Source organism: Aliiroseovarius sediminilitoris (assembly GCF_900109955.1).
GTDB classification, from domain to species: domain Bacteria; phylum Pseudomonadota; class Alphaproteobacteria; order Rhodobacterales; family Rhodobacteraceae; genus Aliiroseovarius; species Aliiroseovarius sediminilitoris.
The window spans coordinates 126282-139175 of record NZ_FOJB01000002.1; the positions used below are offsets into that span (position 1 = coordinate 126282).

General features: G+C 59.7%; 13 protein-coding genes. 1 reads left to right on the top strand and 12 read right to left on the bottom strand.

Annotation, left to right across the window (positions count from 1 at the left end):
- Window positions 1-40: 40 nt before the first annotated feature.
- The 11 genes from nadC to BMY55_RS15680 all read right to left on the bottom strand — a co-directional run bounded on the left by nadC (window position 41) and on the right by BMY55_RS15680 (window position 10468).
- Window positions 41-889 carry a carboxylating nicotinate-nucleotide diphosphorylase gene (nadC, locus tag BMY55_RS15630; protein WP_091433033.1) on the bottom strand — a complete coding sequence of 283 codons (849 nt, stop codon included), beginning with the start codon at window positions 887-889 and terminating at the stop codon, window positions 41-43.
- Complete coding sequence (locus tag BMY55_RS15635; protein ID WP_091433036.1) at window positions 886-2454, bottom strand: L-aspartate oxidase; 1569 nt, start codon at window positions 2452-2454, stop codon at window positions 886-888. The genes nadC and BMY55_RS15635 overlap by 4 nt, the downstream gene beginning before the upstream one ends.
- Window positions 2455-2460: 6 nt before the next feature.
- Window positions 2461-3507 (bottom strand): quinolinate synthase NadA, encoded by a 1047-nt coding sequence (gene nadA, locus BMY55_RS15640; RefSeq protein WP_407639081.1) that lies wholly within the window; start codon window positions 3505-3507, stop codon window positions 2461-2463.
- 92 nt (window positions 3508-3599) lie between these two features.
- A complete protein-coding gene (locus tag BMY55_RS15645; protein ID WP_091433039.1) occupies window positions 3600-4223 on the bottom strand; it encodes a class I SAM-dependent methyltransferase in 624 nt (207 codons plus the stop codon).
- 1 nt (window position 4224) lies between these two features.
- Window positions 4225-4989: a CDP-diacylglycerol--serine O-phosphatidyltransferase gene (gene pssA / locus BMY55_RS15650; RefSeq protein WP_407639082.1), complete on the bottom strand. Its 765-nt coding sequence runs from the start codon at window positions 4987-4989 to the stop codon at window positions 4225-4227.
- A complete protein-coding gene (locus BMY55_RS15655; protein WP_091433042.1) occupies window positions 4986-5699 on the bottom strand; it encodes a phosphatidylserine decarboxylase in 714 nt (237 codons plus the stop codon). Before BMY55_RS15655 ends, pssA begins: the two co-directional genes overlap by 4 nt.
- A gap of 155 nt (window positions 5700-5854) precedes the next feature.
- Window positions 5855-6475 carry an SMC-Scp complex subunit ScpB gene (gene scpB / locus BMY55_RS15660; RefSeq protein ID WP_407639083.1) on the bottom strand — a complete coding sequence of 207 codons (621 nt, stop codon included), beginning with the start codon at window positions 6473-6475 and terminating at the stop codon, window positions 5855-5857.
- A 2-nt stretch (window positions 6476-6477) separates the two neighbouring features.
- Complete coding sequence (locus BMY55_RS15665) at window positions 6478-7368, bottom strand: DUF1403 family protein (protein ID WP_091433043.1); 891 nt, start codon at window positions 7366-7368, stop codon at window positions 6478-6480.
- A 149-nt stretch (window positions 7369-7517) separates the two neighbouring features.
- Window positions 7518-8306 (bottom strand): ATP-binding cassette domain-containing protein, encoded by a 789-nt coding sequence (locus BMY55_RS15670; protein WP_091433047.1) that lies wholly within the window; start codon window positions 8304-8306, stop codon window positions 7518-7520.
- A gap of 1 nt (window position 8307) precedes the next feature.
- On the bottom strand, window positions 8308-9420 hold the full coding sequence (locus tag BMY55_RS15675; RefSeq protein WP_091433050.1) for an ABC transporter permease: 1113 nt from the start codon (window positions 9418-9420) through the stop codon (window positions 8308-8310).
- A 97-nt stretch (window positions 9421-9517) separates the two neighbouring features.
- On the bottom strand, window positions 9518-10468 hold the full coding sequence (locus tag BMY55_RS15680; protein WP_091433053.1) for a sugar ABC transporter substrate-binding protein: 951 nt from the start codon (window positions 10466-10468) through the stop codon (window positions 9518-9520).
- A 190-nt stretch (window positions 10469-10658) separates the two neighbouring features.
- Between BMY55_RS15680 and BMY55_RS15685 the strand changes: the two genes are divergently transcribed.
- Entirely contained in the window at window positions 10659-11660 is a 1002-nt protein-coding gene (locus BMY55_RS15685; protein ID WP_091433237.1) for a LacI family DNA-binding transcriptional regulator, read from the top strand.
- Between the two features lie 90 nt (window positions 11661-11750).
- Here BMY55_RS15685 and BMY55_RS15690 read toward each other — a convergent pair whose 3' ends face one another.
- Window positions 11751-12884: a Gfo/Idh/MocA family protein gene (locus BMY55_RS15690; RefSeq protein WP_091433055.1), complete on the bottom strand. Its 1134-nt coding sequence runs from the start codon at window positions 12882-12884 to the stop codon at window positions 11751-11753.
- Window positions 12885-12894: the final 10 nt, after the last annotated feature.

Genomic DNA, 12894 nt, shown 5'->3' on the forward strand with positions numbered 1-12894 from the left:
TACCGGACTCATGGACGCCACTCCGACGTGTCGCAGAACCTCAGAAATCCAGTCCAAGGTCCACCGTGCGCGCCGAATGGGTCAGCGCGCCGGACGAGATGTAATCGACTCCGGTCGCCGCGACCGAGGCGACACGATCAAGCGTCACGTTCCCGCTGGCTTCGGTTTTCACGGCACCGTCCACCATCGCCACGGCCTTGCACAACGCGTCGTTATCCATGTTGTCCAGCAATACGACCGAAGCACCGCCAACCTCAAGCACCTCGGCCAGTTGGTCCAGCCGGTCCACTTCGATCTCGACCGCCATCATGTGGCTGGCATGGGCTTTCGTGGCCTCAAGCACCTGACGCACCCCGCCGGCGGCAGCGATGTGGTTGTCCTTGATCAGGATAGCATCCGACAGGGAATAGCGGTGGTTGAACCCGCCACCATGCAGCACCGCCAGCTTTTCCACCAGCCGCAGCCCCGGCGTGGTCTTGCGGGTGCAGGTCATGCGGGCATGGGTGCCTTTCGTTTCGGCCACGAATCCGGCCGTCTTGGTGGCAATCCCCGTCAGGCGTCCCGCGAAGTTCAGCGCCACACGTTCGCCTGACAGGATCGACGCCGCTGATCCCTTGATGGTCATCAGCGTGTCACCCTTTCTGCACGGCTGACCGTCCGAGATATGAGTGATGACCTCAAGCGTCGGGTCCACCAGCCGAAAAGCTATCGTGGCCACCTGCATCCCAGACACCACCGCATCTTCGCGCGCATTCAGCCGGGCGTCATAGGTGGTGCCCGCCGGGATAACGGCGCGGGTGGTGACATCGCCATAGCTGCCCAGATCTTCCATCAGCGCATTGCGGATCATCGGTTCCAGAACCAGATCGGGGACGGAAGCAAAGCTCATGACAACTCCTTCACGGCCTGCGCGCGCACGGCAAGCGCGTCGGCCAGATACAGTTCGGACCGCTGGCCCGGCCCAACGGCGGTTTCAGGGAAATCGGACCGTTCATGCGCGCCGCGGCTTTCTTCACGAGCCAAAGCCCCCGCTGCGATCAGCGTCGCAGTGGCGCACATGTTCAGAAAGGACGGACTGTCGCCATGGGCCGCTTCCAGCCCTGCGATGGTGGCAAGCGCGCGGGTCAGCCCGTCCCGGTCGCGCACCACGCCGACATGCTGCGTCATGGTCTGACGCAGGGCCTGGACCGCCTCGGGTGCGGGCGGGGTGCCGCCGTCGGGAAAGGTGATGTCCAGCGGCGCGGCGTTGGTCACGTCCGTCAGGGTCTGCGCGATCCCTTCAGCACAGATGCGGGCATAGACCAGCGCCTCCAACAGCCCGTTCGAGGCCAGCCGGTTGGCCCCATGCAGCCCGGTCGAGGAGGCTTCGCCGCAGACCCAAAGCCCCTTGAGTGTGGCGCATCCCTGCGTGTCAGTTGCGATGCCGCCCATGTGGTAATGTGCGGCGGGGGCCACTGGGATCGGCTCCTTGGCCGGGTCGATCCCGTTGCGGGCGCAATATTCCGCAACGGCCGGGAATTGCGTCTTGATCGCCTCGCCCAACACCGCGCGGGTGTCCAGCATCGGGCGGTTTCCGGCTTGCACTTCGGCATAGATCGCACGCGCGACAACATCGCGCGGGGCCAGTTCGGCATCCGGGTGGATCGCTTGCATGAACCGCTCACCACGCTTGTTGATCAAGGCCGCACCTTCCCCGCGCAGGGCTTCGGTCGCCAGTGGGGCCGGGTCTTCGCCCACGTCCATCGCGGTGGGGTGGAACTGCACGAACTCGGCATCTGCAATCAACGCACCCGCCCGCGCGGCCATGCCGATCACCTGGCCGCGAATGCGTGGGGGGTTTGTCGTCAAAGCATACAGCCCGCCCGAGCCACCCCCTGCAAGCAGCACCGCCGACCCGCGTAGCAGAACCGGACCCGACCGGCCACCATCGGCCTCTTGCAGGACCACGCCGGTCACGCGTCCGTCCGTCACCTCAAGATCGCGCGCCATGGTGCCTTCCAGCGCCTGAATCGAGGGCGTGTCGCGCACCTGCGCGATCAGGGCGGCCATGATCTCGGCCCCAGCCTGATCGCCCTTCACCCGCACCACCCGCGCGAAACTGTGTGCCGCCTCACGTGACAGGACATAGCCGCCATCGCTGGTCCGGTCGAAGGGCGTTCCCATCGTGGTCAGATCAAGGATGTAGTCGCGCGCTTCCCGCGTCACCATATCGGCAACTGTTGTGTTCACTGTCCCTGCCCCGGCCTTCACCGTATCGGCGGCATGGCTTTCCGGGCTGTCGGCCATGTCCATCGCCGCGGCAACCCCGCCCTGCGCCCAGGCCGAACTGGCCCCTTCACCCAACACCTCGGGCGAGATCATCACGACCGGGAGCGGTGCCAGTTTCAATGCCGCATAAAGCGCGCCCAGACCGGCCCCGACGATGATGACACGATCCGTTTCAACGACCTGCATGACCCGTCAAAGACCCAGCTTGCGCGACAGGTCGATCATCGCTTGAACGGAGTGACGAGCCTTTTCCGCGACGTCGGCATCCACCTCGACCTGTCCGTCCATCGTGTGCAGAACATACAGGATCTTCTCAAGCGTGATCTTCTTCATGTAGGGGCACATGTTGCAGGGGCCGACAAACTCGACCTCGGGCAGTTCATCCGCAATGTTGGACGCCATCGAACATTCAGTGATCAGCATCGCTTTTTCGGGTCTCGTGTCGGTCACGTATTTCAGGATACCACTGGTCGAGCCGGAAAAATCCGCCTCGGCCACCACGTCGGGCGTGCATTCGGGATGCGCGATCAGCTTGGTGCCCGGGTTCCATTCGCGGAAATCGCGCAAATCCTGCGCGGTGTATTGTTCATGCACGATGCACGAGCCAGGCCAGTAAACCACATCTTTGTGGCTCTCATTGGCCACGTTCTGCGCCAGATATTGGTCGGGCGTCATGATCACCGTGTCCGCATCCATCGCATTCACGATCTGAACAGCATTCGAGGACGTGCAACAGATGTCCGACGCCGCTTTCACCTCGGCGGTTGTGTTCACATAGGACACAACTGGCGCACCGGGATATTTGGCGCGCATCTCGTCGATTCCGCCCGCGGTGATGCTTTCAGCCAATGAGCATCCGGCTTCCATATCAGGCATCAGCACGATCTTGTCAGGGCTGAGTATTTTCGACGTCTCGGCCATGAAATGCACGCCCGCCTGAACGATCACATCCGCCTCGACTTCGCTGGCCTTCATCGCCAGTTGCAGACTGTCGCCCACAAAATCCGACACGCCGTGAAAAATCTCGGGCGTCATGTAGTTGTGGCCCAGGATCACCGCGTTCCGTTCTTTCTTCAGGGCGTTAATCGCCTTGATGTATGGCGCATGGATCGCAAAATCCGGCGGCGTCACCACCCGATCCATGCGGGCATAGATGTCCTGCATCTCGTTGGCCAGCTCGACCGAGGGCGCAAGGTCATAATGTTCGGACAGAACTGTGCGAACGTTCGAAAGATCCAACAACGGGCAGGCCTCCAATTAATTGGCTAAGTGGCTAACACACAGGGCTTGGTACGAAAAGCCACATCAAGGGTTCGGGCCATTGTTGGGCGCTAAACTGCATCTGCTTTGGTCAGCACCAGAAACGTCATCATACCAAGCGGCGGCAACGTCTTATGTTGCTCGACCTCCAGCTTGCGTTCCTGCAAAACGGTTTCGATATGGAAATCGGAATGCCACCCGATTGTGTTGGCAAACGGTGCGGAAAGACGTTCCAAAAGCGCTAATATGCCTTGGGTGCGCATGAAATGGTTGGTGATGACCACCCTTCCACCGGGCTTCAAAACACGCGCAATCTCGGACATGACGCGTTCCGGTTCGGGCACGACAGACAGCACATGCATTGCGGCAATGGTATCGAAATTGTCATCAGGGAAGTCCAGCACACGGGCATCCATCTGCCTTAGCGCCACCACGTGCTTCAGTTTCAGCGCGCGTACCTTCGCTTGCGCTTTGGAAAGCATCTGCGCGCTGAAATCAACACCTGTCACCTTCAGTCCGGGATCATAATGTTCCAACGACAGCCCCGTGCCCACGCCAACCTCCAATACCGAGCCAGCCCGGCTGTTGATGTAATCAACCGCTCGTCGTCTGCCGGAATGGGTCACAGCTCCGAATGTCCTGTCATAAATCGGTGCCCAACGGGCGTAAGAGGTTTTAACGGCTTCGATATCCAATTCAGCCTCGCTTTCCGTGGTTCGTCCGACGATTGGCAATTCCGCACCAGATAATCATCGCGATATAGCCGATGCCAAGCATCACCAATGTGATCCATGCGTAGGTCAGCGCCGCTGCGCCGACGACCGCGAATCCGACCAGAAAGAATTTAACGTTCTCACGCGACACGCGGTTGGTCTTGAACGACCAGATCGGCGTCCGGCTGATCATCAACAGCCCGATGGCAACCATATATGCGCTAATGGCCAGGTCAGGTGGCATCGGGACGCCGTCGAACGCAAAGGATGCCGACATCGGTAACAACACCAACAACGCCCCCGCCGGTGATGGAACGCCGGCAAAGAACGCGTTGGGTGTGTTCTGCCCGTTCTCATTCTTCGCATCGTTACTGACATTGAACCGCGCCAGGCGCAGCACGCAGCAAACGGTATAAACCAGAACCGAAATCCAGGCCAGGTTGCGCGAATCCTGCAACGCCCAATAGTATATGACCAATGGTGGGGCGACGCCGAAATTCACAAAATCTGCGAGGGAGTCCAACTCGGCGCCCATCTTGCTGCCGCTCTTCATCAAGCGGGCAATGCGCCCATCCAACCCGTCCAGAACACAGGCCACCAATATGAGCTGAACCGCCAACCTGAAATCGCCTTGCACACCGAAACGGATCGCCGTCATGCCCGCACAAAGGCCCGCTATGGTCAGCATGTTCGGGATCAGCTGGATCAGCGCAAATTCAGACGCGGGCTTATCAGCCGATCTGGTCACGATGCGCTCACCTGTTCAACGACCGGGCCGTTTTCCGAGTTTCCCTCCGTATTTGGCATCTCGGCAATCACGGTTTCACCTGCAATCATCGTCTGGCCGATGCTGACCAGAGGCGTCACTCCAACTGGCAGATACACATCCAGCCGAGACCCAAAGCGAATGAGCCCGAAGCGTTCACCCGTTTTCATCTGCGCGCCGGGTTTCACGAAACAGACAATGCGGCGCGCCACCAGCCCGGCGATCTGAACCACGGCCAGATCCTGCCCATCCGGCATTCGAATGCACAGGCTGTTACGTTCGTTATCCTTGCTCGCCTTGTCCAGCGACGCATTGAAGAACTTGCCGGGCCGATAGGCGACGGCGATGATCTCGCCGGCGATCGGCGTGCGGTTCACATGGCAATTGAAGACGTTCATGAACACACTGACACGGGTCAGCGGCGTATCGGCCATACCCAGCTCTTCCGGTGGAACAGCGGGTTCGATCAGTGACACAACCCCGTCCGCCGGGCTGACAATCAGCCCCGGTCGCGTTGGCGTCACCCGCTTGGGGTCACGGAAAAAATAATAGCACCAGACGGTCAGACCGACACCAATCCAACCCAAAACCGATGAAATCAGGAACAAAAGGGCGGTCACACCCGCAAAAACGGCTACAAACCTGATGCCTTCAGGGTGCATCGGTTTGATGAACGTACGCATCATTTGCATTGAGGTTTTCCTTGGGGCAATTCACACCACTCTCATAAGGCGGTTGGGTTCAAGTGCAAGAAAATTCCTGATGGCGGGAGCCGTCCAGCACCACAATGCGTGGGGAACAGCTTTGTCAGCCTGTCATGCGTGGTGCATGAATATCCTATTGACGATCACTCCCCAAGCCAACCCGGTGAACCCTGGTTCACTCCCGCATCCTCCATCTGTTCGCGGTCCGGCAAGTCGCGCAGGCTTTTCAGGTCGAAGGCAACAAGGAAATGGTCGGTGGTGACGAACGTATAGGGTGCACCACGGCGGGGCGCGCGGGGGCCGGTGGCGATCAGGGTGCGGGCGTGCAGCCGCCCGATCAGGTCGCGGCTGATTTCCTTACCGAAGATGTCTTTCAGCCCGTCCCGCGTGATCGGTTGGTGATAGGCGATGGCGGCCAGAACCGCGATATCGAATGGGTTCAGGTCCAGAAGCTGATCGTCCACATCTGCCGCCGTGCGGATCGCGGGCGCATAGGCCGGACGAGTGCGCAGCATCCAGCCCTCTCGCAGCTTGGCAACTTCAAAGGACCGCCCTGCCAGATCGGTGGCAAGGTCGTCGATCAAAAGGTCCACCGATGCCCCCTGCCCCACCACCTTCGCCAGATCCTCGCGCGCGACCGGGGTTCGACTTGCAAACAACACAGCCTCGATCCGGCGCATCCATTCCCGCCAGCGCAGCTCTGGCGGTAGATCAGGCAGTTCGCGGTCCAGTTCCGGCTCGGATGGGTTTTCGGCCACATTCATGGTCACACCCCGTAAAGCCGGAACGTGTCACGCCCCGTCAATTCGCGCACGGCGCCAAGATCGACCAGTCGGTCGCACAATCGTCGCGCGGCGCGATCAGACATCAGCGGGGTCAGCGCCGTCGGGGCCAGCCCATCCTGGGTTAGAAACATCTCAACCGCCGCGCCCGCCCCCCTGGCGCGAAGTTTTGGGGTCACTGCACGTAGATATGCGGCCCGGCGCGTCAGATCGGCGGCCAGACGCAGGATTTCAGCCGTGAACCGTATTACCGCTTGGTGGCAGGCGGTGGTCAACTCTGCGCCGGTGCTCTGCAAATCCCGGCGCTTCAGCCCGCCTGCCAACAGTGGCATCAGATGGGTCCACCCCACGCCGCGTGCGAGCGCTGCGTCGGCCAGGATCAGGGCGGCGGCCTCCTCGGTCGGGTGGTCGGTCAGCACCGCTTCCAACACTGCCGCCGCCCGGCGCACCGGTCCGCCCTGCACCGCAGCCAACCAAATCGGCACATGCGACGCCAACCCATCCGGCATCGCACGTTTCAACGCAGCGGCCGAGATCGGCCGCCCCGCCGCCAGCCGCCACTGGCGATAAATCTCGCCCGCCGGTCCCGGATGATCGCCGGGGCGCATCAGGTGCAGCGCGTCCCGCAAGTCCGATGCCCGCTCCGGGCGTCCTGACATGACCACGCAGGCCTCGGCGGCCGACAGCGCCAACCGCGCGCGCAACAAATCATGGGGAACGTCACCTTGGGCCAGCGCAACATGCAGATGCGCCAAGGCTGCGCCCGACAAAAACGCTATGTCTTCAGATGTTTCCGCGCGACCCGCGATGACCCAGGATGGCATCCGGGGGATCGTGTCTGCATCATCACTATGGGTCTGTTTGGCAAATGTCATGCCCGGATACTAGTCACGCGCGGCGCTTTTATCCAGACGGTTCGTTCAAAACCGCCGCTGCTTTCGGATGCACTACGACGCGCCGTGACCGAGACAACCAAACACCGCCATCAACCCGACGGCGGTGCTCTCATTCGCATGGCATTTGCCTAGACCGTGCCGCCGAGGCTTCCTTCCAAGGCGACAAGCTCTTGCCCGCCTGCCATCAGGTCTTGCAGTTCTTCCGGTGTAATCTGGCCGCGCTGCGCGGTGCCCAGCGTCTGGCCACGGTTCAGCACAGTAAAGCGATCGCCCACGGCCATTGCGTGCCGCACGTTATGGGTGATGAACACAACCGCGATCCCCTGTTTGCGGACCTTGTCGATAGTCGCAAGAACATTGGCCGTCTGCCGAACGCCAAGCGCCGACGTCGGTTCGTCCAGGATCAACACCTTGGCACCGAAATGCACGGCGCGCGCGATGGCGACGGTTTGACGCTCACCTCCTGACAGGGTGCCGACCGCCTGATCGGGGCCACGCAGGTTGATGCCCATCTCGCGCATCTCGTCCATTGTGACCCTGTTGGCATAGTCATGGTCGAAAAACTTCAGCGGCCCAACCTTCTTCACCGGCTCATTCCCCATGAAGAAATTACGACTGACCGACATCAGGGGGATCATCGCAAGATGCTGGTGCACAGTCGCAATGCCCGCCGAGATCGCATCTCGTGGATCCTGAAACTGCATCGGCTTGCCTTCAAAGTAGATTTCGCCGCGCGTGGGCTGATGCACACCGGACATCGTCTTGATAAAGGTCGACTTGCCCGCACCGTTGTCACCCAACAGGCAATGGCACTCCCCCGGGAAGACTTCCAGCGACACACCTGCCAGCGCGATCACGCTGCCAAAGTGTTTCTCGATATTCTTCATTTGAATGATTGGCGCTTTTTCCGGATTCATATCAACGTTCCCCCGTGATGATGCGACGGATATAGGTGTTCAGAATGACCGCAAACAAAAGAATCACACCAAGGAAAACCCTGAACAACGAACTTTCGACACCGGCAAAAAACAGACCTTGCTGGACGACACCGAAGATCAACGCACCAAGTGCAGCGCCCAGGACCGAACCGTAGCCACCAGTCAGCAACGCACCGCCGATAACAACGGCGATGATCGCCTCGAACTCTTTCAACAGGCCCCGGTCGGCACCGGCGGATCCGAATTCCATCACCTGGCAGACGGCAAGAACCGTTGCGCAGAAGGCCGTAAGCGTAAACATCAGGATCTTGACCTTGTTCACCGGCACACCCGAGTTACGCGCCGCTTCGGGATCACCACCGGATGCAAAAATCCAGTTGCCGAATTGCGTGCGTGTCAACAGGATATGTCCCAACGAGATCAGGACAATTGCCCAGACAATCAGCATGGGTATGCCGTCAACGACGGGCTGACCTTCGCGCGCGCCACGTTCGAACACCGAAATAACGCCCGCATCCCCCAGCCACTGGAAAACGGGCTTCCCGATCGTGCCGCCGAAGAGCGGTGCCAACCAATCTCCTTCTGCGGCGTCACGAATGCCACCAATGATCGTTTTACGCTCGATCGTTTGCGGGATGTAGATGGTAAAGCCGCGCAGGATGAACAGAAAGGCAAGCGTCACAATGAAGCTGGGCAAGCCCGTTTTGATGACAATCCAGCCATTCAGGGCACCAAGCAAACAACAAATCACAAACGTAACGATAATCGCGATCCACATGGGCCAGCCCAGAACGACACCGAACACGGCAATCATCATACCTGCAAAACCGATCATGGATCCGACCGACAGATCGAATTCTCCGGCGATCATCAGCAGGCACGCGCCGACAGCGATGATCATGAACTGGGCGGAAACGACCGACCAGTTCAGAACGCCCTGCGAGGCAAACATACCGCTGTCAAACGCAAACAGCAAAAACAATGTAAAGACAGCGACGGTGCCGACAATACCGCCAAGCTCCGGGCGGATGAGAGCCTGCCGGAAGGATGATATTTCCTTGACACGTTCGTCAGATTGGATGGTCTCAGCCATGACTGGCTCCTCCTCAAGTCCAATGCGGAAGATGGGTGAGAAACGGGCGGCGCAGAAGGCCGCCCGCACTGATCACTCGTTTACTTACACACGAAAGTTAGCGGTATTCGCCCGCAAACTCTTCAACCTTGGCCAAGCCGTCCTTGGTGACGAAACCCGGACCAGAATTGATGTTGTTGCCGGGCAGAACCCCGTAACGGTCCCAATTGGCCAGAATAATGACCGGCATATAGGCTTGCAGGAACGGTTGCTGGTCGATGCCCCAGTTGATGATGCCGTCCTTGATACCTTTGACGATCTCTTCACCCAGATCGAACGTGCCGAAGTGAATCTCTCCGGCCATTCCGTTTTCCTGCAACGCGGCAATGGTGGGGTCAGCCGAAACCGGGCCAAGGGTCAGGATACCATTGACATCAGGATTTGCCGACAGATAGGCCAGCACCTTGTTCTTAATTTCCGAAGGGTCGGTGCCTGAATCCATCATCGAGTTCCCCAACTCGACCCCCAGACCATCCGCATAACCACGGCAACGCTCGCCCACGGTGGGCTGCTGAATGGCATGATTGACACACAGGAACTTGGTCACACCTTCATCTTTGGCGCGCTGCCCTGCCGCGAAACCTGCGTCATATTCAGGCTGCCCGACATACATCAATGCCCCGACTTCGCGGGCCTGCTCAGGCGTGCCGGTGTTCATGATGATCACATCGATGCCCTGATCAACCGCGGCGCGGATCGGCCCTTTCAGAACGTCAAAGTCAGCCAGCGTGGTGATGATTCCATCGGGGCTGGACGCGGCGGCCTGATCGATAATGCGGGCCATGTCGGCAACGTCCCCGGTGGGCGGATTGCGGTATTCGACTTCGGCACCAACTTGTTCGCCAGCCAGCGCGATACCGTTCTTGATCGTGTTCCACCAGCTATCGCTGTCCGGAGCATGGCTGACAAGAATGTATTTCTCGCCCTCGGCCATCGCGCCGGTTCCGACCATCAGCGGCGCTGCGGCGACGGCCGTGGCTAATACGACCTTTTTCATCAGTGATTTCATTTGATCCTCCCAAGATCCACTAATTTTGGCATCTGTTCTAAGAGCGGGTAGTCCCGGCCTCCGACTCGGAGTTAAGCATATTCATCTTCTTTTTGCAACCGGTTGCAATCTGACCCTCTTCTTTTCCTGATGCCCTTAAGGAAGAACTGTTATAAAAGTGGATAAACAGGCAGTTCCGGGTCAGGCTGACATGGCAGTAACATTGAAAGAGGTTGCAGAACGTGCCGGGGTTTCACGCTCCGCCGTGTCACGCACCTTTACGCCAGGCGCTTCAGTTTCGGACAAAACACGACGAAAGGTCGAAAAGGCCGCCGACGAGCTTGGATACAGCCCCAACGCGCTGGCCTCGTCGCTGACCACAGGGCGCACGAAGCTGATCGGCCTTGTCTCGAACAACTTCCACAACCCGATTCTTCTTGAGGTCTTCGACCTGTTCACCCGTGGCCTTCAGGACCGTGGCCTGCGACCGTTGCTGGTCAACCTGACAAATGAAACCGATCCCGAACATTCTGTGCGGATGCTTCGGCAATATTCGGTCGATGGCGTTGTCGTCGCCTCGTCCACCCTTCCGCCGGGGTTTTCAAAAGCGTTCCGCGATGCGGGAGTCCCCGTCGTGAACTCGTTCGGCCGCTATTCCTCCACGCCACAGGTCCATGTGGTCGGGATCGACAACGTTGAATGCGGGCGGATGGCCGCCCGAACCTTGGTGGCTCGTGGCTACAAGCGCGTCGCGTTTCTGGGCGGTCCGCAAAGCGCAACATCGACGCAAGATCGCCACAAGGGGTTCATGGCCGAAATGTCAGAACACCGTGAAATCAACACCACCTGCTCATATGCCGAGGCGTATTCCTTTGAGGCCGGGCGGCGTGAGATGATGAGATTGCTTGAGAGCACCCCGGCCGAGGCCTATTTCTGCGGCGATGACGTGCTGTCGATCGGTGTTCTTTCAGCCATTCAGGACAGCGGTCTGTCGGTGCCAGAGGACATCGGATTGATCGGACTGAACGACATGGAGATGTCGGGATGGGAGAACATCAACCTGACCACGATCCACCAACCGATCCGCCAGATCGTCACATCGTCTATCGAGCTTATGGTCGCGATGTTGGACGAGCCGGACCGCTATCCCGAAGCGCGCATTTTCCCATGTTCAATCGTCGAACGTGGAACGCTGCGCCCACTGAAAAGCTGACGCGAAACCTCCGAAAGCAACGCACGGAAAAACCGGGACACTGCCCCGGTCTCTCACAAGATCAATATGCGACATGCTTTGCACGCGTGACTATCGAAACATCGGTGGGCGGGCGTCAACCCATGTGCCGCCAGCTTTCGCCGACGACACCGCCATATGCACAGCCGCCATCGACCGCACCCCGTCCGCCGCCGACGGCAAGCCATCCCGCACTTCGCCACGGATTGCATCCGCCAGATCGCAATAGATATTGGCCACCGCCAACGGAAAGCCTTCGGGATGGGCGATGGCCACGCGGCTCAGACGCTGGGCATCTTCATGCAGACCGCCTTCGCCCTTCTCGATGATCTGTGTGCGCCCGCCAACTGGCGTATAGATCAATTGGTTCGGCTGCTCCGACGCCCAGCGAAGCCCGCCGGTTTCGCCGAATACCTGAATGTCAAACCCGTGCTGACGACCGATTGCGACGGACGAGGTCCAAAGCCGCCCGACCGCCCCGCCTTCCATGCGGAAGTTCACCATGGCGTCATCTTCCAGCTCGCGGCTGGCGATGGTCGAGGCAAAATCGGCGGACAAGGTTTTAACCTCGTCATCAGCAATGAAGCCCGCCATATGCAGCGCGTGAATGCCGCAATCGGCAAACTGGCCGGACACCCCTGCCATCGCGGGGTCATAACGCCACCGCACGCGCGGATTGTCCGCGTCGGTCGCATCGCCATGATGGCCGTGGCTGAAATTCGTGACAACAAGACGCACCTTGCCGATCTCGCCCGCCCGCACCATAGCGCGGGCCTGACGCACCATCGGATAAGCGGAATAGCAATAGTTCACCGCGCAGATTTTGCCGGTTTTTTCCGCCACACGCACGATTTCTTCACCCTCGTCCACGGTCATGGTCATGGGTTTTTCGCACAAGACGTTGAAGCCTGCTTCCAGAAAGGCCTTGGTAATCTCGAAATGCGTTGAATTGGGCGTCGCCACGGTCACCAGATCAACCTTGTCGGCGCGGCCCTTTTCACCGGCCAACATCTCGGTCCAATCGCCATAGGCGCGATCTTCGGCAATCCCAAGGCGTTGGGCATATTCGCGCCCTACGTCAGGACGATGGTCCAGCGCACCGGCTGCAAACTCAAACCGTCCATCGGCCAAAGCACCCAATCGGTGCGCCGGGCCGATCTGACTGCCTTCGCCGCCACCGATCATGCCCCATTTCAGTTTTGCCATGGCTCGTATC